We start from the raw sequence: 24,891 nt of genomic DNA on the forward strand, positions 1-24,891 counted from the left end.
TGTTTCAGCAAAGGCCGACTTCAATCATGCACGCAGCAAGCCAATGCTGGCCGCCAGCGATTAGGCGTCGTGATGCAGGGCCGTCTTTGAAAACGCGAGCGCCGCCTTCCGCGCGGCGAATGCCTCAAGACTGATCACGTGGGAGGCGGAACTTGGGCGGTCAGCGCGCGAACTCAGGCCAACCGCTCATATCGGCTGGACCTGTAATGCGGGAGAGCGCGAAAGTCTCGTTTTCACACAAGGTCTCCAGCCGCCCGTCGCCGAGAAAGTGCAAGGCATGACGCTCGCCGAGCACCGTGCCGTGCGTACCGTCCGAATACAAAGCCGACCCCTCAGGCAATGCAAAGACCTGTTCCGGTGCGTTGATCGCGAGAAACTCCGCAAGCCGCTCCTCGCGGCTTTCACCGTTATGGCCGACCGGTTTACCGCCGATGAAGTGCGGATTCACCTGGAACGGAACCAGTCCAAGCGCGCGCAGCGTCGGCGGCTGGACGACGGGCATGTCATTAGTGGTACGGATCGTCGGGCACGCTACATTGCTACCAGCACTCCACCCAAGGTAAGGCGTACCCGCTATCACCTTGGCGCGAATCGCATCGACAATACCGGCGTCGTACAGTCGCTTGAGCAGGGCGAACGTGTTGCCGCCTCCGATTGCTATCGCGTCCGCCTGTTCTATCGCCGCAAGCGGGTTATCTCTGCGATGGATCGATTCGAGCGGATAACCGAGGCGATCGAATACCGGCTTGACGAGGTCTTCGTAGCTATCGAAGCTGAACGTGACGGCCGCGAACGGCACGAACAGCACCTTGCGCGGCTCATGTTTCAGCAACGCGTGAATCTGCTCGCCGGCATGGTCGAGATACCCGAGCTGGTCCTTGCGCGAACTGCTCATCAAAAGAATGCGTTGTGTCATGGCGTACGCCTCTTAGTGGTCGGAAGACCGGTCAAGCCAAAACCGCAAATACGCAAGCTATCCCGCCCAGATCCCCCGCGCCATTCCCGTCGCGGCGATCACCATCACGATCACCAAGCCTGCCTCAGCGTCGCTCATCGCTGCATATCTGCGCGCTTTTCCAAGATCGATCGCTCCGCCACGTCCGAGCGCGGCGCGCCATCGGATCAGGGCCATCATCGGTGCGATTTCGATCAGCAGGATCACGACAAGCGCCGTCATCTTCAAGTGAAACAGCGGTTCGTGCAGATAATAAGCGCCGCCCTTTTCGAACCCGCCGAATGCGCGCATCACCCCGGTCACGAGCAGGACCAGCGCGGCGAGTCCCCACATGGCATCGGCGCGAAAAACGTGTTTGAGGCGTGCGGAATTGGCGCTCAGGGAACTCGCCGGATCGAGTTGGCGCAACGCCCGCGCCCGGCCGAATACCGATGCAAACGCAAATCCGAACGCCAGCAAATGAATGGCTGCGAGACACCATCGAGCAAGCATGCGCCCTCCTTTGTGCAAAGAAAGTTCGACGATACCAACTGAGTTGCCCGAATCGGGCGCGACTGACTACCGTCAGTCCTATCGACACGTCACCTGTGCCAATTCGACGTCCGGGCACCGAATACCGGAGATTACAGCGCCTTGAAACCAGACGCGACAAAGCGACGCCTCACCTCAAGCGCCGGTGTTTTAACTCTGACGCAGCGACGCGTCGAGTGCCCGCGCCGTCTTGCGGTCGCCTTCGCTAGTCAGCGCGGCCCGGAACACGATTTTGCGATTATGTCCGGCGGCAGCGGGAGAATCCCACAGCAGTTCCATCTTGGGGCGCGCGCCAAACCCGAATACGGATAGGCCGCGCTTCTTCGGCACGACAGCGGCAGCGCTTTGCAAACCATCCGAGCCATCGGACCCGGCGGATTCACCTACCCCATCAGGCCATTTCACCGATAACTCCCGCGCATCGTACTGACCGAGCTTGCGGCTTTCGGCCCAGACGACGGCGGTGCGCGTGGCGGGATCGATGGAAATGGCATAGCGGCCGATAGCAAACCGGCGCGCCGCGATATTCGTGCGCCACAACGCACGCGGCCGGCAGATCCACAGCACCACGCCATACAGCGCGGGCGCGACGAGCAGCCAGCCATTGGTTTCGGCGAGCGCGTGCATGGCGTTTTTCCAGCCGGCGGTCCAGGTGAAGAACCCGACCGACCACACCGCGAACACGAAACTCAGCAGCGCAAGCAGCCGCAAGGCTTGTCGCAGCCATTGCGGCAACGGATGCAGCGGCCGTTCGGCGCGGGCGCGGGCGCCGGGAAGAAACAGCAGCAGGAACAAGAGTACGAGCGTGACACAAGCCCACGGCGATGAAGTCATCGCCCGGATTGAAGAGAGGTAGCCCATCTGCGACATCGAGAACATCCAGCGCGCGGCCAGCACGAGTCCGATCGCCCGCAGCGCGAATACGGTGCCCGCACCCGGTGCCGGGCTCGCGCTACTCTGCTTCGTTCTCGCCAAAACTTCGCTCCTGTTCACAACTGTCCTTGTTCGCGCGGTAAGTTCCTCCCGTCGCGCGATGCGATTTTCAAGAGACTTCCCACACCCCTCTTCAACTTCGCTCCGATGCTGCACTGCATCTCACGAGGCCCGCACATTATAGGGAGAATGTCGAAAACGGCATCGGCCCCGCATGCTCAACCCGACGATAACGTCGCAAGCTTGGCCCCGCAGTGTGTCAAAACAACAACGCCCCGTGCGCCTGACGGCGCACGGGGCGTTGTTCTGCTAGTTCAGCAAGCTCGACTTCAGGCGACGCTCTCGCGAGCGTCGTCGACCATCAAGATCAGCCGGCGTTGACTTCGCGAAGCACGGTGCGGCGCTTCGCGCGCAGCAGTTCTTCGTACGTCTGGACATAACGCGCGGCCATGACCTTCGACGAAAAACGCGTTTCGAACGCCTGGCGCACCTTGGCGCGCGGCAGCGTGTCGAGGCGCTTCACCGCGGCGATCGCGCTCAGTTCGTCTTCCACGACAAAACCCGACACGCCGTTTTCGATCACTTCCGGCACCGATCCGCGATTGAACGCGATCACAGGCGTACCGCAAGCCATGGCTTCGATCATCACCAGGCCGAACGGCTCCGGCCAGTCAATCGGGAACAGCAGCGCGTGCGCGTTGCCGAGGAATTCGGTCTTCTGCTGCTCGTTGATCTCGCCGATGTACTCAACGTGCGGCAGCGCGAACAACGGCTTGATCTGCTCTTCGTAATAGGCGCGATCCGCGTTGTCGATCTTCGCCGCGATCTTGATCTTCATGCCCGCTGCGCCGGCAATACGGATCGCCCGGTCGACACGCTTTTCCGGCGAAATCCGGCCGAGGAACGCGAGGTAACCCGGTTCGACGTTCGGGATCGGCTTGAGCAGGTTTTCCGGCAGGCCGTGATAAACGGTCGCGAGCCAGTTGGCTTGCGGCAACGGCTGGCGCTGGTTGTCGGAAATCGACACGACCGGCGCTTCGTTGAAGGTGCTGAAGATCGGCTGCAGTTCCGGCAGGTCGAGACGGCCGTGCATGGTCGTCAGGAACGGCACCGGCTGGCGCGAGAACAGCGAGAACGGGTAATAGTCGATGTGAAAGTGCAGCACGTCGAATTCATCGGCGCGGCGGCGCACTTCTTCCAGCAACAGCATGTGGGGCGCCATCGTGTCACGGATGGTCGGGTCGAGGCGCAACGCTTGCGGCCAGAAGGCTTCAAGCTTCGCCGACGTTTGCGAATCACCGCTCGCGAACAACGTGACGTCGTGACCGGCCTCAACCAGCGCTTCGGTCAGATAGGACACCACGCGCTCCGTGCCGCCGTAGAACTTGGGAGGAACGGCTTCGTGAAGAGGCGCGATTTGAGCGATTCGCATGTCGGAAACTCCTAATAATGTCAGGCAAAATTGATGCGCTTGGCATCGGTCGTTAATCAAGCGAATCGCCCTACCCGGGCTCGGCACGATGCTGGTGTCTCCAGCGCAATGGCCGATAGCACGAGAAAAAAATCGCGATGCTTCGCTGTTTGCTTGGGTACTACTTGCTACTGCGGGTGTTGGGCGTCTGCTTCAGAGTGTGATCAGGCGGAGCAAGATCGATTCCATCTCGTAAAAACAGCGCACCCAGCCATAAACGCACAACCTACCGACCCGTTGACCGGAACCTACAAGAACCTGTCAAAAAGCCTAAGGGGAAACCCGCGTGAAGTATCGCGGTTTTTACACGGTTTCCAAGCTTACATTTCAACTTATTTATCTTGTTACATCGTCGATACACTTTGCAAGCCCTTGTTTATCAAGGCTGTTCTACATTGAGCGGACGGGTCGCAGCCGTGCTGTAAAGGCGAAAACGCTGCGATGCCATCCGGATCCGGCTACGCTGCAGTGTCCCGTCCGGCAGCCGGAATCGCCACCAACGCCGCTTTGTCGGCAGCGGGACCGCGACGTGCTCTTACCCTGCACAGGGCGTAATTTCCGGTTCACGTCGAGGTACCGCGAACAGCACCGGGTGAACCGCGTGCGGATCGAACAAGGTGCAAGACGCGTCTCCAGAGGGCACTGATTGGCCCTTTCAGACGACGCACTTTTGCTGAATTTCAGCGCCGGCTGATGGATCTGCACCACGGAAAGCATTATGCGAGGCGATTTGGCTCGCTACACTCGCTACAATTCAACAATCGGTGCTGCACGCCATCGCCTCGCTCGGGCCAGACGCGCCGCGCATGCGGCCAGGGCAAAGCATCGCGCTCAACCGCTCTACTCGACCGAAAACGACCATTGGAACAACTCACCGTCTCTCAGCGTAACGTGCACAACGCGAAGCTAGCGAGCTATGCGCATCGCCCGCTTGCGTTCTTGTTTCGTTACATCCGCCGTCATCCGGTCGCTCACTCCATCGTGCTGGCCAGCGTGCTGGCTGCCGTTGGTTGCGCGCTCGCCTCGCAGTACGCCATCAAGCATCTGATCGACGTGCTCGGCCAAGGCCGCGGCCACCCCGGTCCGCTCTGGTCCGCCTTCATGATCCTGGTCGGCCTGATCGCTGCCGACAACATGCTGTGGCGAGTCGGCGGCTGGGTCGGCGCACACACGTTCGTCGCGGTAACGGGCGATTTGCGGCGCGACTTGTTTTCCTATCTCAGCGGCCATTCGCCCACCTACTTCTCCGAGAAACAGCCCGGCATGCTCGCGAGCCGGATCACGGCGACATCGAATGCGATCTATACCGCCGAGAACACCACGGCGTGGAACGTGTTGCCGCCGTGCATCGCGGTGATCGGCGCGATCGTGATGATCACCGCGGTCAATCCGCTGATGGCCGCGGGCCTGATGCTGGCCTCCGCCATCCTCGCGTTCGTGCTGTACCGGCTCGCCGGCCGCGGCTCGGCGCGGCACCATACGTTTGCATCGAAGGCGGCTTCGGTTGACGGCGAACTGGTCGACGTGATCGGCAACATGGCGCTCGTGCGCGCATTCGGTATGACCTTTCGCGAGCAGAAGCGCTTCGGCTCGACGGTCAAGGCCGAAATGGTCGCGCGTCAGCAGAGCCTGCTGTATCTCGAGAAACTGCGGCTGTTCCACGCAGTCGTGACCGCGATTCTGTCGGCTGGGCTGCTCGGCTGGGCGTTGTGGCTGTGGTCGAAGGGACAGGCGACTTCCGGCGATATCGTGCTGGTCAGCTCGCTGGGTTTCACGATTCTCCACGGCACGCGCGACCTTGCCGTCGCGCTCGTGGATGTCACGCAGCACGTCGCGCGTCTGGCGGAGGCCGTGCAGACCCTGCTCGAGCCGCACGGCATGCCGGATCGCTCGGACGCGACCGAGCTGGTGCCGCAAGGCGGTCGCGTGGACTTCGAAGAAGTCACGTTCGCGTATCCGCGCCGCCGGCCGATCCTCGATAAATTCCACTTGCACATCGAACCAGGCCAGCGTGTTGGGCTGATCGGCAAGTCGGGCGCGGGGAAATCCACCGTGCTCGCGCTGCTGCAGCGCTTCTACGAGCCGCAGGGTGGCGCGATCAAGGTCGATGGACAGGATATCTCGCTGATCACGCAAGACAGTCTGCGGATGTCGATTGCGCTCGTGCCGCAGGACATTTCGCTGTTCCACCGGACCGTGTACGAGAACATTGCGTACGGCCGGCCGGATGCATCGCGCGAAGAAGTGCTCGCCGCCGCCCGCGAGGCGCGCTGCACGGACTTCATTGAAGCGATGCCGGAAGGGTTCGACACGATCGTTGGCGACCGCGGCGTGAAGTTGTCGGGCGGGCAGCGTCAGCGGATTGCCATCGCGCGCGCGATCCTGAAAAACGCGCCGATCCTGCTGCTCGACGAAGCCACGTCGGCGCTGGACAGCGCGTCGGAAGAAGCCATCCAGCAGGCGCTCGACCGGCTGATGGTCGGCCGTACGGTGATCGCGATTGCGCACCGGTTGTCGACGCTGCAGGGCTTCGACCGGATCATCGTGATGAGCGCAGGCAAGGTGATCGATGACGGTTCGCCGCAGCAGTTGCGCGACCGGCCGGGGTTATATCGCGAACTGCTGTCGAAGCAACACGGCAAGTTGCCGCCCACGACCATGCCCTCGCAACAAATCGCCGCGAAAGCTGAATCCACGTAACTTTGCTTCATCTGCGCGACTCAAGCTGGAAAAAAGCCGCTTCAGGTTCGTCAGACCTAAGCGGCTTTTTTACGCCTGCAGATCGCGCATGAAGTTGTCGCGCCAGACGGACACGTTGTTTTCGCGAAGTCGCGCAAACATGTCCGCGTGACGGGCCTGACGCTCGTTCAGCGGCATCGCGAGCGCCGCGGCCAGCGCGTCCGCCATGCCGGCGATATCGAGCGGATTCACGATCAGCGCACCGTTCAGTTCCTGCGCCGCGCCGGCGAATTGCGATAAAACCAGCACACCGGGATCGTCGGGATCTTGCGCCGCGACGTATTCCTTCGCGACCAGATTCATGCCGTCGCGCAACGGCGTAACAAACCCCACATGCGACGCGTGAAACAGCGCGGCGAGTACCGGCCGTTCATATTGCCGGTGGATATAGCGGATCGGCGTCCAGTCGAGCTCCGCGTAGCGCCCGTTGATGCGCCCGGATTCCGCTTCGAGTTGCAGCCGGATGTCGCGATACGTATCCATATCGGCGCGTGTAGGCGGCGCGATCTGCACAAATGAGACGTTGTTTCGCTGCGCCGGCTGATGTTCCAGCAGCTTTTCGAACGCGCGGAAGCGTTCGACCAGACCCTTCGAATAATCCAGCCGGTCGACGCTCATAATCAGCTTGCGATCGCGCAGCGTTGTCTTGACCGTTTGCACTTCGCGCCCGCTTTCACCGTCTTTGGCGAGAGACGCGATCTCGTCCGGATAAACCCCGATCGGATAAGCCCCCGCTCGCAGCGTCTTGCCGAAGGCGCTCACCACATTCGGCTTGCCCGCGGTACGCACGACCGAGCCATTCGCCTCCGTCTCGATGTAATCGCAAAACGCGCGCAGATCGGGCGCGGTCTGGAAACCGAGCAGATCGAACGAGCACAGCGCTTCGGCCAGCACGCGATGACGCGGCACGCTCAGCAGAACCTGGGCCGCCGGAAACGGAATGTGCAGGAAAAAGCCAATGCGGTTCGTCACGCCTTCATCGCGCAATGCCTGGGCAAACGGGATCAGGTGATAGTCGTGGACCCAGATGACGTCATCGGCTTTCAGCAGCGGCGCCAGTTGTTTCGCGAGCCAGCGATTCACGCGGCAATAACCGTCGAATTCGTCGCGGTCGAACTGGATCAGATCCGGCCGATAGTGGAACGCAGGCCACAACGTGGCGTTAGAAAACCCGCGGTAATACTGGTCGTAGTCGCGTTGCGCGAGGCCGATGGTCGCGAACGTCACGCGGCCGCGTTCCTCCAGCGTGATGCTCTCCGGCGGCTCCGCCACCACGTCGCCGCTCCAGCCGAACCACATGCCGCCGGTTTCCTTGAGCGCGTCGTAGACGCCCACCGCCAGACCGCCCGCCGCCGGGCCGCCTTCGGAGATCGGCGCAACCCGGTTCGAAACAATGATTAACCGGCTCACGAACGTATCCCTGTAAAACCTTCAATTCCTGCAATACGCTGCAGCCATCCGAGCAACTCACCCACCGATTCGACGCGCACATGCGCCAGCGTATCGCCGGCGCCGACCTTGATCGAGACCCCGTTGCGCTCGTTCACAACCGCGAAGCCCTTTTCATCTGTCAAATCGTCGCCGATAAACACCGGCCTGCGGCCCGCGAATGGCGGTTCATCGAGGAAAGCGAGCACCGCGCGGCCTTTATCGACGTCCTTCGGCTTGATCTCGTAGACCATCTTGCCGGGCTGCAGCACGTAGGCATCGGCGTATTGGGCGACGAGTTTCTCGGTCGCCTCGCGCGCCGCCGCGCCGCGTTCCGGCGCATTGCGGTAATGCAGCGCGAGCGCCGCGCCCTTGATCTCGAGCAGCATGCCGGGATGGGCCTTCATCACGCCTTCGAGCACGTGCTCCATGCGCAGCAGACGCTCGTCGTTGAAACCCACACGCTGGACATCCGCGTTCGAATCGCGCCGCTCGGCGCCGTGCAAACCCGCCACGGGCAGGTCGGGCATCGACAGGAACGAATCGATGCTGTCAATCCCGCGTCCCGACACGATCGCCACCGCGCCATTGGTCGCGCGACGCAACGCGCTCAGGATGGCCGGCACGACCGGTTGCACGAGCACGCCGTCGGGCGTGGGCGCAAGTTCGACGAGCGTGCCGTCGAAGTCGAAGAAAAAAGCGGTTGTGGCAAGCGGAAAATTGTCTGGGAGGTTTTGCATCTATATCTGCCTTTCAGCCGGAGAAGGACCGGAAAAGTGTGCGCATGTTACCGCGCTTTGTCACCCCGTCTGGGAAAGCGGCGTTGAGGGCACATTGAGGGCTTATAGGGAAAGCCTGCGCCCGATTTCCTGCACCACGCAGATTTCAGACCCGCCTCGATAGCCTTTCAGCCTTATCTGGCGGCCCTGCGGCATAACGCCTCGGCCGTGCGCCAGCGCCCGTGTACGCCCGGCGTAAGCTTCTATTCTGAGATAGAGTCGGCACTCGGATGGCTTCGTAGACGTGCTGTTTGTTAGATAGCCATCCGCCTTGATGCACCCTACCCTCATCCGAGTTGCAAAATGTCTTCCTGGTCCAGTTTTCAACGCAAGAGCTGGTTTGCCGCGCTGCTCACCGCATGGCTCCTTAGCGCCGGCCTGGCCGCGTGCTCACACCCTGACACCACGCCCTGGAAGCTGACCGATGTCAGCGGCCATCTGCCCGACCTGGACTTCAAGCTCACCGACGATACCGGCAAATCCGTCACCGGTCAGTCGTTCGCGGGCCAGACAACGCTGGTTTATTTCGGCTACACGCATTGCCCGGATGTGTGCCCGGAGACCATGGCGCGGCTGATGCAAGTTTTGCAGCGACTCGGGCCCGACGCGAAAAACACGCGCATTGCGTTCATTACCGTCGATCCCGCGCGCGACACGCTAGCCGTGCTGCATGACTACGTGCGTGCGTTCGACGCACAGCACGCCGTCGGCCTGACGGGCACGGACGGGGCGATTGAAGGCATTGCGAAGCGGTATCGCGTGGCTTACCAGATGGAGAAACGCGATCCATCCGGCGCATACGACGTCACGCACAGTTCCGCGGTTTATATCTTCGATAGCCACGGCCACGCGCGCCTGCTCGCCACCGAAAGCGATTCCATCGATACGATTACGCACGACGTGCGCCGCGTGATCGAATCGTCGGCTTCCTGAAGTCGTCTAGAAACGGTGTAGCGCTGCGCTTTTACGTGCGGCGCATCCAGATGTGCGGAATGTCGTCCTCCACGTGGACATCGGAAATGGGCTCGAAACCGAAGCTGGCGTAGAAGCGCTGCAATCGAGCTTGAGCGTGCAGGCGTATCGACTGGCCGGGCCATTGTTCATGGATGAAACCCAGCGTGCGTTCGAGCATCGCCTGGCCCAATCCGATCCCGCGGAAATTGGCTGTTGTCAACACGCGACCGATGCGGATATCGATGCCTTCTTCGCCGTCAGCCGGATTCGGCAGGAGCACTCGCAGATAACCCGCGAGCGCCGGTTGTGCATCGGCTGAACGGCGATAGACAAGCAGATGCCACGCGTCGGTGTCCTGTCCGTCGACATCGCCGTACACACAGTTCTGCTCCACCACGAACACTTCATTGCGCGCGGCGAGCATGGCGTAGACGTCGAGCGCGCTGAGGGCGTCGAAGGGCTTCCAGCACCAGTCGAATTCGGGAGATGGTTCAGTCATGGTTGGATCGGGTGGAGGTTCTTCAGTGCACGATGGTGTGCCAATATAGCCCGCTAGCTGGATCGCAAACTGGCAATCATGCCATTTAGACACTGCTCGGGCATGCCGAGCTGGATCATGTCATGCCGTATATCGACCGGGACCCCAACCCGCGCGCGTGCTGCACTGGGACTGGGTTCTGACGCCTTCCTGCCAGAGTCCAGCAACGCCTAAAGCGCTGGGCGGTAGCGGCCGATAAACCGTGGCGAATCGCAATTTTTCTTGCAGAGCGATGATCGGTGATATACGATATGTATATCATGTAATGGAGGCGGTAATGAGTCGAATCCTGATTGATCTGCCCGACTCGCAGGTTGAAGAGTTGGCCGTGTTGGTGGAGGTCGAGCAGCGCCCTCGCGCCGCGGTCATCCGTGATGCGATCGAGGCGTATATCTCGCAGCACAAGCCGATGCTTGGAGCCGACGTTTTTGGGCTATGGAAGAGCAAAAACGTCGATGGCCTTGAGTACCAGCAGGAACTGCGCTCGGAATGGTAAAGGCTCTCTTCGACACCAACGTTCTGATCGACTATCTCGGTGGTGTCAGCGCAGCAAAAAAGGAACTTGCACGGTACGAGTACAAAGCGATCAGCACGATTACTTGGATGGAAGTACTCGTCGGGACAACGGCAGAGGACGAGGCGGTCATTCGGGCATGGCTTGGATCATTCGACGTGATCGCACTGGACACTGCCATTGCGAATCGTGCGGTTGAAATTCGCAAGCAAAAGCGGATTCGCCTGCCCGATGCGATTGTATGGGCGTCAGCCCAGGTGAATTCGCTGTTGCTGGTTTCGCGTAACACGAAGGACTTTCCTGCGGATGAACCCGGCGTGCGCGTGCCCTACAAAATCTGAAGAAAAAGCTTGATGCACGCGCAAGGGGAAAGACATGCCCGCCGACATGGATTAACGATGGCGGTGCCGCAAGCGCCGCTTCTAATTGGACGTGCGCGATGAAACCAAACTATTGAGCGAGCGTAAGCGAATGGATTTGCTTTGGTGTATTTCGGGCAATGCGCCGAAAGCACGGGCAATGGCACTTGTCGCCTGCTGCCATTTTTCGTCTTGTCAAGAAATACGGTACGCCGACCGACCTCTACCTAGGCGATATCGAGCGCGTACATTTCACGCATCCGCATAGCCGATTCGATGCCGATCTCGAGGAGCAACTCCATCGCTGGCCGGAAATTCAGGTCAGGTCCACGTTGACGCTTTTCGGGCTTCTCGCATTGTCGACGGAGACCAGATCGCTACATCACGCGACAAGATCCTCCGGTTCCGCAGTTGAAACCGCCCGAATTTCACGAGTGCACCCAGGAAGCAATTAAATGTGTTCCGATAACCGCTAGACGGTAGATTCTACGTCTAACGGTTATCTGGAACACATCGACCAACTTGTTTCCCACTAAACATGGACCATTGTTTCAATGCTTATAGCTTATATGCAATGCTTATTTTTTCGGTCGCCGGGTAATGGAATTAAATAATCTGTAACGCAATTTTATGAGTTAGATCTATCGATTATTCGCTTGCAATTGAATTTTTCTTTCTCAGGCTATGCGGGGAAAGTTTTTGCTGAAACGCATGTATCATAAAATCTCTAGCCGGAGGATCGGTCTTAGTTTTTGATGAATATTTTAACTACCCCGGATGGCAGCATCTTGAACACAAGGCATTCTCAGAATATCTTGGATTTTCTTCGAGTGGTCAGTCTATCGCAGTTTGCTTAGTTAAAAGAGAAAACAACCGCTAATTTTGCTAAACGGCAAATTCGACAGTCTAGTTTTCAGCCAATCGTCATTCGAAGAAAGGAAATTTGTGCGCATTTTGTTTTTTGCAAACGATATCGGCGGCGGGAATCTCATAGTTCCGATTGCTGAGCGCGCTCGACAGAGGGGAAATGCGCTTTTCTTCATTGCAAGCGGGCCGTCGCAATCACTTTGGCGAGAAAAAGGATTCCATCCTGTAACGGTTACTTCGACTATGTCAATGGTTGCTGTCAGAAGCGTTATTGCGCGGTTCCGCCCGGATATAGTGGTCACTGGCACCAGTATTCGAACCAAGGTTGAACATGCCATTTGGGCGGTCGCGCAGAAGCTCGATATTCGGACTTTGGCGATGATTGACGGTTGGGCGAAGATATCGGATCGCTTTCCCCAAAAACTTAGTACACGCGCCATGCCGTACCGGGTTGGCGTAGTCGATCAGTGGACGGCAAATGTATTGACAAGGAAATGCGGGGTGCCACCTACGGCGGTTCACGTAATCGGACACCCGCACCTGCAAAGGACGACGCAAGAGGTAACGTTGACCCGGACTCGTCGAAACCTTGCGCAGCCACCGACGATTGTTTTTTTTCCGCACCCCTGCTGGATAACGAGGCGACCGTAGGATTGGTTGCAATCGAAAAAGTGCTCGCGGACCTAGACGGACATATGCCGTTAACGCTTCTCGTAAAGCCGCACCCGAGGGAGCTGATGTGGCCATGGCGAAACTGGATCTCCGCGATGGAACAACAATCGGGGGGCATCCGACTGCGGCTGGTCGAGAATATGTCCGCCGCGGAAATTTTGGGATCGGTCGATGCAGTAATAGGCCTATCGGCTTCAGTCTTGATTGAGGCTGCATTCGCCGGGATTCCCGTCCTTGCTCTTCAGTTCGCAGAGCCGCAAAGACACGAAAACTCGGCAATCGAAACCTACCTTAAGGGGCGCATAGCCAGATCACCAAAAGAACTTCGCTCCAGAATCTCGGAGCTTTTCGTTCGTATTGGACAGTCTTCGCGAATCGTCGACACCCCTGTCACCATCTCGGCCGATCGCAAAGCGATGAAAGCAATTGAATTAACCGCGGCAGGACGGTAGCGATGTCTTGTAATCGCATCGTTAAATATTCGATACGGCACTTTATTTCGTGCACTATCCGGCGAGTGTGTGCACGATGAGTTCGCCGAGTAAGACGTCCCTGATCGCGCTCCCGCCATTCTCGGCCTATTCCTCTGCATTCCTCGCTGCGGCGGTGGGTTTTGGCAGCACGATCGCGCTGGTCGTTCAAGCGCATGTGGTGGTGGGGGGAGCTGCAATGCAGATTGGCTCAGCAATCACGAGCCTCTGCGTGGGAATTGGTGTAGTAGGTGCAGCGCTAAGCTGCGTGCTACGAGCGCCCATAATATTGGGCTGGTCAACGCCGGGTGCAGCACTGTTGGCTGCCGGCGTCTCCGTGACATCTTATTCGGTGGCCATCGGCGCCTTCGCCGTCGCGGGTGCAATGACAATCCTGGTCGGTGCCACTCCGGTACTTGGGCGCCTCGCAGCGCGCATTCCTGTCTCAGTGGCATCTGCCATGCTAGCTGGAGTAATACAAGAGAGAGAGAGCTTTTTTTGCCACTTTAGGCGGCATATTTCCATATATGGAAATGGTGCAGACAAAGAAAAAGCCCTGACAAGTCAGGGCTTTTTCTTTGAATCTCTGAAGGCGCGAGCCGGAGTCGAACCGGCCTAAACGGCTTTGCAGGCCGTCGTCATTCCCTTTAATTCAATTACTTACCGCGATTAACCATCCATATTGACCGCTCCACATATCGTAGCCGACGCCTCTCGTTGCCTTCGAAAGACCGTTCGCGACCCGCAAGGGACGGTCACGGTTAGTGGAAGCGGACATTGGGGAGGTGCGTTGAAGATGCCTGATGCTCCTATGCCACAATGGCAGCATCTCGTACTGCCCGCGACGACGTACGACTCTCACTCAACCAGCCGTGAACGCGGCCCTATTCAGTTCGTTGATAACGGCTTTTCCGGAGGCGCTGCGCTCCGATGTGAGTGTCGTCGCGGATTTGATGGGAGGTAGCAACGCGACCGATCGTGGATTGCAGGTCGTTGTTCGAGGTGAATCGCTCAATATCCCATATCGGATTTACGATGATCCCGACGAAACTCTGTTCGCATGTTTGAATGAAACTCAAGCCATCGTATATGCGTGCTTGTTAACGAGACACCATGATGGGCATGTGCGCCAGCGCCAGATCGAACGGCTGGTAGCGTCATCTGAACCTTGGGTTGCACCATTCGTTATGCAACTCTGCGGCGAGTATGTCATTGAAATTCTCGATGCTGTCGAAGCGCACTTGTCGTCCATGGATCAACACACCTATGGAGCGTTCTTCCGGGAGAATTCGCTATTTTTCCAAAGGACGCGCGATCGAATGATTAGCTACTGGGATTGCTACTACCGTTGGCTATACAAGCGAGAACCGGACTATGTTGGGTTCCGATTATTCGATCGGTTCCGCGAATGGAGTGCTGCCGAGTAACCCGATCCTCCACTAGTAATTGTCAACGACTCTCGTCACACGGGCGAACGTCCCTTCCTGGCCGGACTCTGCTTGCCGCGGCCGATCGCGTTCGCGTTCATGTCAGCCGATGGACCAACGGTCCAAAGCGACTTTGCAGGCCGTCACCATTCCTGTTAATTCAATTACTTATCGCGATTGACCACCCATATTAACCGCTCCACATATCGTAGCCGACGCCGCTCCTGTTAATTCAATTACTTATCGCGATTGACCACCCATATTAACCGCTCCACATATCGTAGCCGACGCCGCTCGCTGCCTTCGAGAGACTGTTCGCGACCCCAAGCGACCGGTCATGAGACATAGTTTATGGACCATGCGCGGGCGTCCGTTCTGCCGGAGCGGCTGGAGGAAACTCTGTCGCTTGTTCATGTGGCGTGCGCTTTGTTGCTGTCCGTTGAGTCATCAGTGACGCGCTGTGGAGGCACCTGGCTGGCACAAGGGCGTTGATCGATCTGGTCCCTTCCTTTTTGCACAGTGGAGTAAGCTAAAAGTCAGCTCGCTTTTGACGGGGGACAGGGAATGAAACCGCGTTCGGCACTTGATATCTGTTTGCCGCTTGCCCTGTTCGTTGCGGCCTGCGCCTTGTCGCTTCCAACCCTGCTGATCGCTGTCGCCTGGATGACGATTGGCGTCATATCGCTTGGGTACCGCACACTTGAAAGCTTCCCGACAGACGGAATCCGCCGGGAGTGGCTCCGAGGGTACCGGGGAGCGTGCCTGATGTTCTACCACCTTGCATGGTGGCCTTGGTACATGCGGACCCCTCTTCGAGACACCGCGGATCGAATCGCAAAGTCGTTGCTGAGAAGAAAGAAATCACCTCGCGACGGGTCGGAGAATCTGTCGGACAACCTGCCGGCTGGGGAGCGCAAAGAGGATCATACGAGCGACGCGAAGCGAGGATGGCGCGATTGACCGGGCAGTAGTTGACCACTCGAATTAACCTCCTTAACCGGCGTACGCTGGTCGGAGACTATCGATCGACCCCGCCTAACTACAGACGTTGAAGGCCTTATGAAGGCGGTGCCGTAACGCCCTTTTTCACGTTTCCGCTTCGGATTTCACGCTTTATCTTCTTTTAGTCTTAACAGCCAAGTTTTTATTATTAACTGTTATGACACATTACTGTCATATTTACTTAGGACAAAACTATCGACAGAAGAAAAATGGCTAAAACAACTATTGTGGCAACGATCGGGCCGGCATCTGACAACCCTTCAACCCTTTTGGCCTTACACCGTGCTGGCATGACTGTCGCGCGGTTAAACGGGTCACATAGCAGTCTGGACTGGCACAAGGCCACCATTGCCCTTATCCGGGAAACGCTTCCCGAACTACCGATCCTTTTAGATATACCCGGACGCAAAATCCGAACGATTCAACTGCGCGAGGAACCCTCATTTAACGTTGGCGATCGTGTGATTCTCACGACCGACTTGTCTCACGACGGCAGCGAGAAAGTACCCGTTAACTATGATCTGTTTCATTCGAAGCTCCGCGTAGGCGTACGCATCTATGCGGACGATGGCACGCTGTCGTTCCTAGTCGAGAAAGTTAGTGGAAGGGATGTACAAGTTGTCGCCGAGACGGCAGGAACGCTCAAAAGCCGGAAGGGGATTAACGTTCCGGAAATCGACCTGGGGCAAGAATTGGTAACGCCACGCGATCGGGAAATGATCACGTTCGCCAAGAGCACCGGAGTCGATTTTGTTGGCATTAGTTTTGTCGAGTCTTCCCGGCACGTAGAAGCGATTCGTAGCCTCATCGAGGCTACCACGCCTCAAATCGTTGCCAAAGTTGAAAACCAGGGGGGACTCGATCATCTTGATGAGATTGCTAAGGCAACGGACATCATCATGATCGATCGTGGTGATCTTTCGGTTGAAACCAGCATCGACCATGTATCGATCTATCAAAAAAAGATCATCTCTGCTGCCCAACAATATGGAAAACCTGTAATCGTCGCGACGGAACTGCTTCACAGCATGATCGAAAGTCCATTGCCGACCAAGGCAGAGATCAGTGACGTGACGAATTCGGTTATCGACGGTGCGTCCGCAGTGATGCTTTCCGGGGAGACGGCCGTTGGCAAATTTCCTGTAGAAGCCGTTGCGCGTCTGCGCAGCATCGTTACCTTGGCCGAAGCCCACAGGCACGCGTCAGCTCCGGCACTCGCGAACACAGCCGCCAGTCATAACGACCTGAGGGCCGCAACGCAAGCATTGGCCCGCACCCTTCCCATCTCGAAGATCGTGGTGCTGTCGCGAACTGGCTATGCCGCACGGCTCGTCTCTATGGCACAGATTCAGCAGCCAATCATCGCTGTTGGCAACGACACCGCTCTTGTGCGCTCTTGGAACCTATTGCCCGGCACGGTTGGCGTCCATTTGCCGCATGTGAGCATAACTGCCGACAGCGCGGGCACTATCGCACTCGAAGCATTGTGGACGTCTGGTCACATCACACAGAGCGATGTTGTCCTTGTGGTCCTAGCGACCACTAACGACGCTGACGCATCACTGAGTTTCCTCCAGACCGTGCGGGTGGGCCAACTTGCAGAGCAACAGGCCTGGCCACTTGCTGAGAGCCTGGAGGCTGCATAGCATGCACGACGTCTATGTGCTTTCGGTAATCATTGCCTTGCTGGCCGTGGTTCAATCCATTTTTGGAATGGGCATCCTCGTGTTTGGCACTCCTACGCTGCTGCTGCTCGGATTCGACTTTACGACGGTGCTCGGCCTCTTGCTTCCTTCGTCGATGGCGATCTCCTCGATTCAGGTGTGGTCAGGACGCAATCTGCCATTGCCGGCCCAAGAAAGGGTCAATATGAAGATCTGCGCGCTTGTCGTCGTGGCGTCGCTCGCGATACTGATGTACGCAAATCTTAAGGCACGGGCCGATATTCTTATTGGCCTCACGATGCTGAGCGCCGCGGTGATCCGGTACTCCCGACGCCTGCAGACGCGGTTGCAAGGGTTCGTGCAGCGCCAAGGTCGCGCGTACGTCGCCGTGATGGGAATCGTCCACGGTCTAACCAACATGGGCGGCGCTTTGCTCGCCGTCTACGCGGTGAGTGGCTATAGCGAAAAGGACCAGGTGCGTTTGGCCATCGCGCGCTACTACTTGCTGTTTGGCGCGATCCAACTGTGCACGCTCACCGTTTTGCGAAGATCCGCATTGAGTTGGGAAGGCCTCGCAATCGCACCGATTGCGGTCATTGTGTACTTCTCTGTCGGCAACCTGCTATTCAAACGCACCGGTGCGCCTTTGTATGAGCGCGCTATGACCGCGTTTATCGGTGCCTATGGTGCGGTGGTGTTGGCTAAGACGTTCATTTAACGGAGAGCGCCATGCAAAGCGTCTTTACAGCGCTCATCCCGATCTTTGCCCTCATTCTTATGGGCTTTGTCCTCCGCCAGCGCCGAATGCTGGCCGATGAGTTTTGGCTACCATGCGAAACGCTCAACTACTACTATATGTTCCCGGCGTTGATGTTCAGCCAGGTAGCGAAAGCAAACTTGACGCAGTTTCCGATTCGCCCCATAGCCATTGCGATTCTCGGAGCGGTCGGAACCGGCGCACTGGTGCTGTACGCTTGGCGCATCTGGAGCCAGCAATCGGGAGCAGTTTTTTCCTCAGTGATTCAAGGCGCACTGCGACCCAATACCTACGTGGGCGTCGCCGCTGCTGCGGCGATGTATGGAAGTGTTGGTCTGACGTTGACGTCGATCAGCATTGCGGTCGCAATTCCCTTGCTCAATGTGGCATCGATCATCATCCTGATGCACTATGGCAGTGGCGGCGCCCCAACCGGCCGGCAAATCGTTAGCGCGTTGCTGAAGAACCCCGTGATCATGGCGGTGTTGCTTGGCGCGCTCTTTAATGTGAGCGGCCTTTCACTGCCGAGTACCCCTTCGAACATTCTGTCTATCCTTGGAGCGGCATCACTGCCGTTAGGTCTCCTCGCCGTAGGTGCTGGCCTTGATATGAAAGCGGCAAAGGCAGCACGGGGGCCTGTTCTGCAGTCATCGTTTATCAAGCTATTGCTCGTCCCACTACTTACTCTCTGGATAGGCGTGAGTCTCGGAATTCATGGCCCTGCGTTGACGACAATCGTGTTGTTCAACTCGCTGCCATGCACCCCGTCGGCGTACATTATGGCGAAGCTGTTAGGCGGGGATCATCGGTTGTCGGCGGGAATCATTACCGTTCAGACTGCGCTGGCGGCAATCACTATGCCACTTGTGCTATTCATTTCGCATCGCTGAAACAGTGTCCTAGTCGACCCCGGCACGGGAAGGTTGGCCCGTTCCCCTCCTTGTAGCCGGTGCCTTTAAAAGCAATAAAGACTGCCTCGACCTGGTTAAGCCGCAAGCAACCAGGCGGATCGTTGTGTTGTTAAACCTGCCATCTAACCGCGTGCTTTTGTCGTGAATGCTATGAACAGGAAGACGGAAGGAGTGGGACACGGGCCGCGCGCGAGCGTTGAAGGCTTAACTGAATTGGCCGCCTATTTGACCGATCTCGTAGCGCGAGGAACGTTGGATGCGGGTTTTGCCCAAAGGCTTGCACGAGAAGTGAGGACAGAGGCTGGCCCCAACACTGTCGACAGCGAGTCGGACTGGATAGAGTTGCAACGCGCTCTAAGTCGTTTTGATGCTGAGGTAACCAGGGTTAGGGCCGGTGGTTTTGTCAGAGCACTGGCGCAACTGCGCGAAGCCGACAAAATGCAAAGAAGCGATTGATCAACGTCGCCCCGGCCGGCTGCGATTGTCGGAGACCGGTCGATCTTAGCAACTCGCGAAGCTGGCCTGATTTCTCACGTTCAAACTGTGCCTGTGCCTTCCAGCGGCGCACGGTCAAAATAGCGGCATTCGACCACTTCGCGGCCACCATCTTATGACGACACCCATATCCCTGGTTCTATTCGACATGGACGACGTCTTGTGTCATTACGACCGGTCCGCACGCGTCCGTCATCTGGCTGCGTTGTCTAGCCGAACATTCGATGAAGTCCGTCATGCCATCTGGGACTCGGGACTGGAAGCGCAGGCAGACGCAGGTCTCCTTGACGATGCCGAATACCTGAACGAGACAGAGTGTTTGCTCAACTGCCCTATATCGAAATACGATTGGTTGCTCGCTCGCCGGGCGGCCATGACGCCTAATCTCGCAGTACTGGCACTGGCTACTGCAGTCGCCGAGCGCTACCGAGTTGCTGTGCTGACGAATAACCCCCGGATGGTCGCAGACAATATTGGGTATCTCTGCCCGGCTGTTGCCAACGTGTTCCGCGCTAACGTCTTCGCGTCTGCCTCATTTAAAGCCGCGAAGCCTGCGGCTGAAACATATCATCGTTGCCTCGACGCACTAGACGTCTCAGCGGCCGAAGTACTTTTCGTTGACGACCTTGAGATTAATGTAGCCGGAGCGCGTGAAGCGGGTCTTCACGGACACTTGTTCACCGGTCACGAGGCGCTTTCCAGCGAATTGCGCTGTCACAATCTGCTGTAGCGCAGCATGCTATGAAGTGAACAAGTCATCCACCATACGCCGCCCAGCGGTATAGCCGCCCATGAGCGCGTCGGTTTCGCTGGTAAATGGTTTGCCTTGCGATTCGCCAAGACGCAGTGGGGATAAGACCGTGCCAGCGGCACCGACCTTGCTGATTTTCACGACTGCGACGTATCCAACGCTGGCCGGCACACGGCCCCCGACCTTCCAGCCAAAGTCGGTCTCAACGGCCACTGCAATGTCGAATCCGTGATACCGATAAATGCGATTCATTTGGCCGTCCGGTCGCGTGCCGCTATGGCCGCCACATGTTGTCAGGTTCCAGAACGCTGATGTGCCGGAAGAAAAGCTCCACAATTCCACGAGTTGGCACGCTGGAGGAAAGCGTCGCTATTTTGACGGGAGCGAACCACCTGCACTTTGCGATTTCGTTGCTCGGTTGTGCGCTCGCGTGAGGTTCTACGTCAGCGAAGAAGACGTGGTGCAACGTGTTGAAGCCGCTAAACTGGAAAAGATACATTAGCTGATTAGCGGCGAGCGTAGTTTCCTCTTCCAGTTCACGTAGGGCGCCTTCATGGGGTGCTTCACCCCGACGGATTCTTCCGCCGGGCAGCGCCCATCTGGACCTTTCCCTCGCAACCAGCAAAATGCGATCGTCTCGAACACACAGAACGGTTGCCCTGTCCTTCATCCTCTCCCAGCCCACTTAATTGTTTGAGCCTCACACAGGCCAGCGTCGATGCAACGCCGACTGCCATAGTGCGCTCATTGTAAGTCTTGTCTAAAATGCCGCCCGCATTCCACGAGAGCCATCCGAACGAGTATCTCGATGCAGCCGGCCGCGCGGTGCAGGCGCGTAATGAATGTGCTTTGCAGTTCAGCAGGAAGTACATCGATGATCCATCAGCAACTATCGTCGCACACATGAGGCCGCGCAACGAAATTATGTGTTTCAGTCAGAAGTCTATGAAACAAAAATAAGGATCGGTAGTATTCGTCGTCCTTTGCAGCGGCTTCGCCTCTCGCCAAATGCACCTCTCGCGTCGCGGGAGCTTTTTCAGCTAATTTCCGGGACCGCGCTGTTCGCCTTGCAACTCGCGTATAGCAAGGCTCGCTCGCAAGCGCGTTTGGAGCCCGCCAAAGCGGACTCCCTCGATTCCGGTATATTAGAAAAGCCCTACCGGTTCGGCTGCATCATTCCAGCTAAAAATGATCACCTCCTTTCGAGCTGCCTCGCGCCCGCCACCGCCGACCGTGTACTTGATATCCACTGTCTCGATGTGAAAACCATCGAACGCGCGCCTGATGTCCGGATGGTCGTTAAGACTGACGATCGCCCGGCCCTTCAGCGTCCTGAGACGAGCTGCCATCGCGACGTATTCTGCATACTCGAACGGCACGCTGTACCCTTCGGTATCCCAATACGGCGGGTCAAGATAGAACAGCGTATGAGGCCAGTCGTACCGGTCAATACACGCCTTCCAGTCGAGCCGCTCGATGAACGTCGCCGCAAGTCGTAGATGAGCACCCGACAACGTTTCCTCGAGCCGCAGTAGATTGAGGCCCGGCGGTGTCGTCGTCGCCGTCCCGAACGTCTGGCTCTCGATTTTGGCGCCGAAACAGTTCTGCTGGAGGTAGTAAAACCGTGCAGCCCGTTGGATATCGGTGAGCGTTTCCGGTGGCGTGTCCTGCAACCACTTGAACACCTGCCGACTGGTCAACGCCCACTTAAACTGACGCACGAACTCCTCTAAATGGTGCTGCACAACGCGGTACAAATTAATGAGATCGCCATTGATGTCGTTGATTACCTCCACCGCTGCTGGCGGACGCAGGAAATAGAGCGCAGCGCCGCCCGCGAACACCTCGACGTAACACTCATGTTTCGGAAAGCGCGGAATGAGATGGTCCGCAAGCCGGCGCTTGCCGCCGATCCACGGAATGATGGGATTTGCCATACGTGATTGCCTTATCTGGAAATACGCTAGAATTCGGCCCGCCCACCGGTGGGTGGCAGGGCCTTGGCTAATTCACTGGCTAGAACAGTGGAAAGGCGACGACGGGAATGCGCGAACAAACCCGCCGTCGCCCTGTCTTCTCTCGCGCCGCGAAGCGCGGAAAAGTTACTTTGCTTAGAAATGCCGGCCGGCAAAACGACTCGATGGACTAGACCTTCGTTGAAGAAACGAAATTCTTGCTCATCCTCGATCCATTTCGTCTATCTTTATCAAACCGGCCAGAAATGCGGAGGAGACGAAATTATGCAACTCTTTCATCGGGGCGCGGTGATTAAGCCCTTTGTCGTGGAGACGAAGCACGGGTATGAGGCCGTCGCCATCATCGAACGTGAGGGCAGCGAGCAACGATCATCTGGGCCGCTCGGATATTTTGCGTCAAGCAATGCGGCCCACAATTTCGCGATCGATTGGGCGATCGCGAAGCTAGACGAACGGCCCACTCCGCGCCCGCCTGTGACGTTGTCATTGGTCCCTGGAGAGCACGTCCATTAACAGCGGACGACCCACGCCTGTAGGCCGCCCAGCACGCCTTTTTATTTTGCGACGCCGCTCTTCGCGCACGCGATCAACTGCGCCGTCAAGACCCCCTCCCATTCCTTGCGCTGCAGGTGATCTCGCCAGATCCGATCGACTGCGGATCCGTTTGGCGCAGCCAGCAAATCCGAGTCCGACAAAAACACCGGTGACGCCGGAACCGACTCGACGCACGGAACCGGCACGGCCACGCGTGTCTCAACAACCCGCGTGTGTGTGATCGCCGAGATCGGCTGCTCGACTGGCGCGGATCCGCAGCCAGGAATGAGAAGCAGTACGTTACAAAGTGCCGCGCAAACGATCGAGTGCCGCATCGCAGGTCTCCGGTGGATTGGTGTGGGAATCGATACGGTCGGTGAGCGCGTCGATCTGTTTCTGATAGCTGGCCGATTGCTGCACGGCCTTGGCTCTAGCCTCGCTTGCAGCCGCCTGCGCCGCACTGGCCTGTGCCACGAAGAGCACGACCGATGCAGAGGATTTGCCGGCCGCGTCCGTCATCGCGGCCAGGTCCGACTGTGACGTCGCGAGCTGCGACTTCAGCACGCCGTTGTCCTCCGTTTTCGTGGCTAACTGTCGAACCGTATCGACGTGCTCCGATCGCAGCGCACGCAGCTCGATGTACAACCACGCACTGAGGGCCGCCAACGCAATCGCGGCAACGGCCGCCGCGAGTGCCGCGAGACGACTGGTTATTTCAGTCATGCTTTTTCTCCTTGGATTTTTCGTACCCATGCATCGAGCGCCTGGTCGAGCACGCGCTTGCCGCCCCAGCTCGATAACGTGATCACGAACGCAGTGAGCGGCGCCGGCCACTCGCGCCACGTACAAAAAAAGAATGCGGCTAGGCCGGCCACAACAGACGCCGTGATAACGCTGCCGACCTCGACCAGAATCGAACGCACCAGCGGATCGCTGGATGCCAGTCGCTGAAAGGTGCTCGCCGTGCCGCCAATCAATGCCAGCGTCACCGCAAGCGCTAACGACGCACTCGGAATACTCTCCAGGCTGAACGCCACCACCTCGCTTGCCGCTCGGCTCATCGCATACGCTGCTGCGGCCCACAGCAACGCAATTGCTCCCCACATCCCGACGATCATTCGGCGCACTGACACCCCCGCTTCGCTTGAGCTTCCCGATAGGCTTGCGCTTCCCGGTAGCCCAGAACGAGCCCGAAAGACGCCATGTCGATATAAAAAATGAACTGCGCCGCGTTGACGACGTAGGCACTCGCCGCGAAGATCGGCGTGACATACGCTGCTGCAGTCAGCACATACAACCAGTGCCGGCGGACTCTTGCCCAATGGAAGACATACTTGTCCGGCAACCAGTCATTGATCGCGACGTCCAATGCGATCACCGCCGCGAGCGCCCCCGTGCCGCACGTCACGGCATACCCCCAGACGCCATCGAGCACGAGCATCACCGAGGTTGCCAAGCAGGGTGCCGTGAATGCCGACACCGCGATGTAGACAGCCATGTACGCGTAAATCAGCCGCGCTAGCGCATCGGTTTTCATGCGGCCCTCCGCTGGTGATTCGCGCCGAGCTGGAACAGCGCGCGGTTCGCTTCGCGGCGCTTGACCAGGCCGGCGAGCACGACACCACCCGCCTTGTTCCATCGGGCGAACTCGGCAATCGCACCCTCCGTGTCGCCGGCATTAAGCTTGCGCAACAGCGTCGACGTGTTGAAATTGCCGCTGCCGATGTTGAAGACCAGGTCGACAAGCGCGTCGTACTCTTCCTGATTGAGCCCGACACGAACCACGCGCTTGACCGTCGCCTCGGCGCTTGCCACGTCCTGACGCAGCCAGGCGACGGCCTGCTCCCGCGAGAACGTCATGCCGTAATGCATCTCAGCGCCCGTATGCCCCCAGCCGCCCGTCCACGGCGCACCGCTCAGGCCGAGGGGGCTCGCCGGGATGGGCTCACCGCGCAACGTGGCCAACCACAAGCCACGGCGCTGCAGCTCCTTCGCCAAGGGCGAGGCTGGATCCGGATAAGCAAAGAGGTAAAGCGTCTCGGCGGCCTGCGTGAGCGACATGCCCTGCTCGGAATATTTGAGGTTCTCGTTCAAATGCAGCCTCCATAAAAAATGACCGTCCGATGAACGATCGGAGCGGCCATAAAAAAACCGCCCGTTAAGG

Annotated in this window: 26 protein-coding genes; 12 read left to right on the forward strand and 14 right to left on the reverse strand. The window is 58.2% G+C overall.

Annotated elements, in window-relative coordinates:
- Positions 1 to 160: 160 nt before the first annotated feature.
- The 4 genes from pepE to EOS_RS00865 form a co-directional block, all read right to left on the reverse strand.
- Positions 161 to 916, reverse strand: coding sequence for a dipeptidase PepE (gene pepE / locus EOS_RS00850; protein ID WP_047844710.1), 756 nt, complete (start codon positions 914 to 916; stop codon positions 161 to 163).
- A 57-nt stretch (positions 917 to 973) separates the two neighbouring features.
- Positions 974 to 1,447 carry a DUF2214 family protein gene (locus tag EOS_RS00855; protein WP_047844711.1) on the reverse strand — a complete coding sequence of 158 codons (474 nt, stop codon included), beginning with the start codon at positions 1,445 to 1,447 and terminating at the stop codon, positions 974 to 976.
- Positions 1,448 to 1,636: 189 nt separating this feature from the next.
- Positions 1,637 to 2,461, reverse strand: a complete 825-nt coding sequence (locus tag EOS_RS00860) for a hypothetical protein (RefSeq protein ID WP_047844712.1) — start codon at positions 2,459 to 2,461, stop codon at positions 1,637 to 1,639.
- A 325-nt stretch (positions 2,462 to 2,786) separates the two neighbouring features.
- Positions 2,787 to 3,851, reverse strand: a complete 1,065-nt coding sequence (locus EOS_RS00865; RefSeq protein ID WP_047844713.1) for a glycosyltransferase family 4 protein — start codon at positions 3,849 to 3,851, stop codon at positions 2,787 to 2,789.
- A gap of 900 nt (positions 3,852 to 4,751) precedes the next feature.
- Here EOS_RS00865 and EOS_RS00870 point away from each other — a divergent pair.
- Positions 4,752 to 6,590 (forward strand): ABC transporter ATP-binding protein, encoded by a 1,839-nt coding sequence (locus EOS_RS00870; protein ID WP_047844714.1) that lies wholly within the window; start codon positions 4,752 to 4,754, stop codon positions 6,588 to 6,590.
- Positions 6,591 to 6,659: 69 nt separating this feature from the next.
- Here EOS_RS00870 and otsA read toward each other — a convergent pair whose 3' ends face one another.
- Positions 6,660 to 8,039, reverse strand: a complete 1,380-nt coding sequence (otsA, locus tag EOS_RS00875; RefSeq protein ID WP_047844715.1) for an alpha,alpha-trehalose-phosphate synthase (UDP-forming) — start codon at positions 8,037 to 8,039, stop codon at positions 6,660 to 6,662.
- Positions 8,036 to 8,797, reverse strand: a complete 762-nt coding sequence (gene otsB, locus EOS_RS00880; protein WP_047844716.1) for a trehalose-phosphatase — start codon at positions 8,795 to 8,797, stop codon at positions 8,036 to 8,038. The genes otsA and otsB overlap by 4 nt, the downstream gene beginning before the upstream one ends.
- A gap of 342 nt (positions 8,798 to 9,139) precedes the next feature.
- Here otsB and EOS_RS00885 point away from each other — a divergent pair, with 342 nt between their 5' ends.
- Positions 9,140 to 9,769: an SCO family protein gene (locus EOS_RS00885; RefSeq protein ID WP_082163171.1), complete on the forward strand. Its 630-nt coding sequence runs from the start codon at positions 9,140 to 9,142 to the stop codon at positions 9,767 to 9,769.
- Between the two features lie 31 nt (positions 9,770 to 9,800).
- Here EOS_RS00885 and EOS_RS00890 read toward each other — a convergent pair whose 3' ends face one another.
- Complete coding sequence (locus EOS_RS00890; RefSeq protein ID WP_047844717.1) at positions 9,801 to 10,289, reverse strand: GNAT family N-acetyltransferase; 489 nt, start codon at positions 10,287 to 10,289, stop codon at positions 9,801 to 9,803.
- Between the two features lie 316 nt (positions 10,290 to 10,605).
- Here EOS_RS00890 and EOS_RS00895 point away from each other — a divergent pair, with 316 nt between their 5' ends.
- The 9 genes from EOS_RS00895 to EOS_RS00945 all read left to right on the forward strand — a co-directional run bounded on the left by EOS_RS00895 (position 10,606) and on the right by EOS_RS00945 (position 20,196).
- Positions 10,606 to 10,824, forward strand: a complete 219-nt coding sequence (locus EOS_RS00895; protein ID WP_047844718.1) for a ribbon-helix-helix protein, CopG family — start codon at positions 10,606 to 10,608, stop codon at positions 10,822 to 10,824.
- On the forward strand, positions 10,818 to 11,183 hold the full coding sequence (locus EOS_RS00900) for a type II toxin-antitoxin system VapC family toxin (protein ID WP_047844719.1): 366 nt from the start codon (positions 10,818 to 10,820) through the stop codon (positions 11,181 to 11,183). Before EOS_RS00895 ends, EOS_RS00900 begins: the two co-directional genes overlap by 7 nt.
- A gap of 1,652 nt (positions 11,184 to 12,835) precedes the next feature.
- A complete protein-coding gene (locus EOS_RS00905; protein ID WP_152693058.1) occupies positions 12,836 to 13,192 on the forward strand; it encodes a hypothetical protein in 357 nt (118 codons plus the stop codon).
- Between the two features lie 76 nt (positions 13,193 to 13,268).
- Positions 13,269 to 13,829, forward strand: a complete 561-nt coding sequence (locus EOS_RS00910) for a benzoate/H(+) symporter BenE family transporter (RefSeq protein ID WP_047844721.1) — start codon at positions 13,269 to 13,271, stop codon at positions 13,827 to 13,829.
- Positions 13,830 to 14,082: 253 nt separating this feature from the next.
- Complete coding sequence (locus EOS_RS00915; RefSeq protein WP_235442661.1) at positions 14,083 to 14,637, forward strand: hypothetical protein; 555 nt, start codon at positions 14,083 to 14,085, stop codon at positions 14,635 to 14,637.
- 1,211 nt (positions 14,638 to 15,848) lie between these two features.
- Positions 15,849 to 17,285, forward strand: coding sequence for a pyruvate kinase (pyk, locus tag EOS_RS00925; protein WP_047844723.1), 1,437 nt, complete (start codon positions 15,849 to 15,851; stop codon positions 17,283 to 17,285).
- 46 nt (positions 17,286 to 17,331) lie between these two features.
- A complete protein-coding gene (locus EOS_RS00930; protein WP_235442663.1) occupies positions 17,332 to 18,021 on the forward strand; it encodes a TSUP family transporter in 690 nt (229 codons plus the stop codon).
- Positions 18,022 to 18,032: 11 nt separating this feature from the next.
- On the forward strand, positions 18,033 to 18,950 hold the full coding sequence (locus EOS_RS00935; RefSeq protein WP_047844725.1) for an AEC family transporter: 918 nt from the start codon (positions 18,033 to 18,035) through the stop codon (positions 18,948 to 18,950).
- Between the two features lie 631 nt (positions 18,951 to 19,581).
- Positions 19,582 to 20,196, forward strand: coding sequence for an HAD family hydrolase (locus tag EOS_RS00945; protein ID WP_047844727.1), 615 nt, complete (start codon positions 19,582 to 19,584; stop codon positions 20,194 to 20,196).
- A 9-nt stretch (positions 20,197 to 20,205) separates the two neighbouring features.
- Here EOS_RS00945 and EOS_RS00950 read toward each other — a convergent pair whose 3' ends face one another.
- The 3 genes from EOS_RS00950 to EOS_RS00960 form a co-directional block, all read right to left on the reverse strand.
- Positions 20,206 to 20,469, reverse strand: coding sequence for a hypothetical protein (locus tag EOS_RS00950; RefSeq protein ID WP_047844728.1), 264 nt, complete (start codon positions 20,467 to 20,469; stop codon positions 20,206 to 20,208).
- Between the two features lie 22 nt (positions 20,470 to 20,491).
- Complete coding sequence (locus tag EOS_RS00955; RefSeq protein WP_047844729.1) at positions 20,492 to 20,887, reverse strand: NUDIX hydrolase; 396 nt, start codon at positions 20,885 to 20,887, stop codon at positions 20,492 to 20,494.
- Positions 20,888 to 21,362: 475 nt separating this feature from the next.
- Positions 21,363 to 22,154: a DNA adenine methylase gene (locus EOS_RS00960; RefSeq protein ID WP_047844730.1), complete on the reverse strand. Its 792-nt coding sequence runs from the start codon at positions 22,152 to 22,154 to the stop codon at positions 21,363 to 21,365.
- Positions 22,155 to 22,457: 303 nt separating this feature from the next.
- Here EOS_RS00960 and EOS_RS00965 point away from each other — a divergent pair, with 303 nt between their 5' ends.
- A complete protein-coding gene (locus tag EOS_RS00965; RefSeq protein ID WP_047844731.1) occupies positions 22,458 to 22,706 on the forward strand; it encodes a hypothetical protein in 249 nt (82 codons plus the stop codon).
- Between the two features lie 321 nt (positions 22,707 to 23,027).
- On the opposite strand, the gene EOS_RS00975 is transcribed toward EOS_RS00965, so the two are convergent.
- From EOS_RS00975 to EOS_RS00990, 4 genes are read right to left on the reverse strand one after another with little or no spacing between them, the layout of a single operon-like run.
- A complete protein-coding gene (locus EOS_RS00975; protein WP_047844733.1) occupies positions 23,028 to 23,450 on the reverse strand; it encodes a hypothetical protein in 423 nt (140 codons plus the stop codon).
- Positions 23,447 to 23,833 (reverse strand): phage holin family protein, encoded by a 387-nt coding sequence (locus EOS_RS00980; protein WP_160312452.1) that lies wholly within the window; start codon positions 23,831 to 23,833, stop codon positions 23,447 to 23,449. Before EOS_RS00980 ends, EOS_RS00975 begins: the two co-directional genes overlap by 4 nt.
- 8 nt (positions 23,834 to 23,841) lie before the next feature.
- A complete protein-coding gene (locus EOS_RS00985; protein ID WP_047844735.1) occupies positions 23,842 to 24,264 on the reverse strand; it encodes a hypothetical protein in 423 nt (140 codons plus the stop codon).
- Positions 24,261 to 24,821 carry a lysozyme gene (locus EOS_RS00990; protein WP_053063715.1) on the reverse strand — a complete coding sequence of 187 codons (561 nt, stop codon included), beginning with the start codon at positions 24,819 to 24,821 and terminating at the stop codon, positions 24,261 to 24,263. The genes EOS_RS00985 and EOS_RS00990 overlap by 4 nt, the downstream gene beginning before the upstream one ends.
- Between the last annotated feature and the right edge of the window lie 70 nt (positions 24,822 to 24,891).

This window comes from Caballeronia mineralivorans PML1(12), from assembly GCF_001028175.1.
Lineage (GTDB): Bacteria > Pseudomonadota > Gammaproteobacteria > Burkholderiales > Burkholderiaceae > Caballeronia > Caballeronia mineralivorans.

Bases quoted from the DNA above. Each gene is read 5' to 3' on its own strand.
- EOS_RS00965 (WP_047844731.1), top strand. From the start codon at position 22,458: ATGCAACTCTTTCATCGGGGCGCGGTGATTAAGCCCTTTGTCGTGGAG.
- pepE (WP_047844710.1), bottom strand. From the start codon at position 916: ATGACACAACGCATTCTTTTGATGAGCAGTTCGCGCAAGGACCAGCTC.
- EOS_RS00900 (WP_047844719.1), top strand. From the start codon at position 10,818: ATGGTAAAGGCTCTCTTCGACACCAACGTTCTGATCGACTATCTCGGT.
- EOS_RS00865 (WP_047844713.1), bottom strand. From the start codon at position 3,851: ATGCGAATCGCTCAAATCGCGCCTCTTCACGAAGCCGTTCCTCCCAAG.
- EOS_RS00855 (WP_047844711.1), bottom strand. From the start codon at position 1,447: ATGCTTGCTCGATGGTGTCTCGCAGCCATTCATTTGCTGGCGTTCGGA.
- pyk (WP_047844723.1), top strand. From the start codon at position 15,849: ATGGCTAAAACAACTATTGTGGCAACGATCGGGCCGGCATCTGACAAC.
- EOS_RS00885 (WP_082163171.1), top strand. From the start codon at position 9,140: ATGTCTTCCTGGTCCAGTTTTCAACGCAAGAGCTGGTTTGCCGCGCTG.
- EOS_RS00985 (WP_047844735.1), bottom strand. From the start codon at position 24,264: ATGAAAACCGATGCGCTAGCGCGGCTGATTTACGCGTACATGGCTGTC.
- EOS_RS00910 (WP_047844721.1), top strand. From the start codon at position 13,269: ATGAGTTCGCCGAGTAAGACGTCCCTGATCGCGCTCCCGCCATTCTCG.
- EOS_RS00975 (WP_047844733.1), bottom strand. From the start codon at position 23,450: ATGACTGAAATAACCAGTCGTCTCGCGGCACTCGCGGCGGCCGTTGCC.
- EOS_RS00980 (WP_160312452.1), bottom strand. From the start codon at position 23,833: ATGTGGGGAGCAATTGCGTTGCTGTGGGCCGCAGCAGCGTATGCGATG.
- EOS_RS00905 (WP_152693058.1), top strand. From the start codon at position 12,836: ATGGAACAACAATCGGGGGGCATCCGACTGCGGCTGGTCGAGAATATG.
- EOS_RS00895 (WP_047844718.1), top strand. From the start codon at position 10,606: ATGAGTCGAATCCTGATTGATCTGCCCGACTCGCAGGTTGAAGAGTTG.
- otsB (WP_047844716.1), bottom strand. From the start codon at position 8,797: ATGCAAAACCTCCCAGACAATTTTCCGCTTGCCACAACCGCTTTTTTC.
- EOS_RS00955 (WP_047844729.1), bottom strand. From the start codon at position 20,887: ATGAAGGACAGGGCAACCGTTCTGTGTGTTCGAGACGATCGCATTTTG.
- EOS_RS00960 (WP_047844730.1), bottom strand. From the start codon at position 22,154: ATGGCAAATCCCATCATTCCGTGGATCGGCGGCAAGCGCCGGCTTGCG.
- EOS_RS00935 (WP_047844725.1), top strand. From the start codon at position 18,033: ATGCAAAGCGTCTTTACAGCGCTCATCCCGATCTTTGCCCTCATTCTT.
- EOS_RS00890 (WP_047844717.1), bottom strand. From the start codon at position 10,289: ATGACTGAACCATCTCCCGAATTCGACTGGTGCTGGAAGCCCTTCGAC.
- EOS_RS00950 (WP_047844728.1), bottom strand. From the start codon at position 20,469: ATGAATCGCATTTATCGGTATCACGGATTCGACATTGCAGTGGCCGTT.
- EOS_RS00945 (WP_047844727.1), top strand. From the start codon at position 19,582: ATGACGACACCCATATCCCTGGTTCTATTCGACATGGACGACGTCTTG.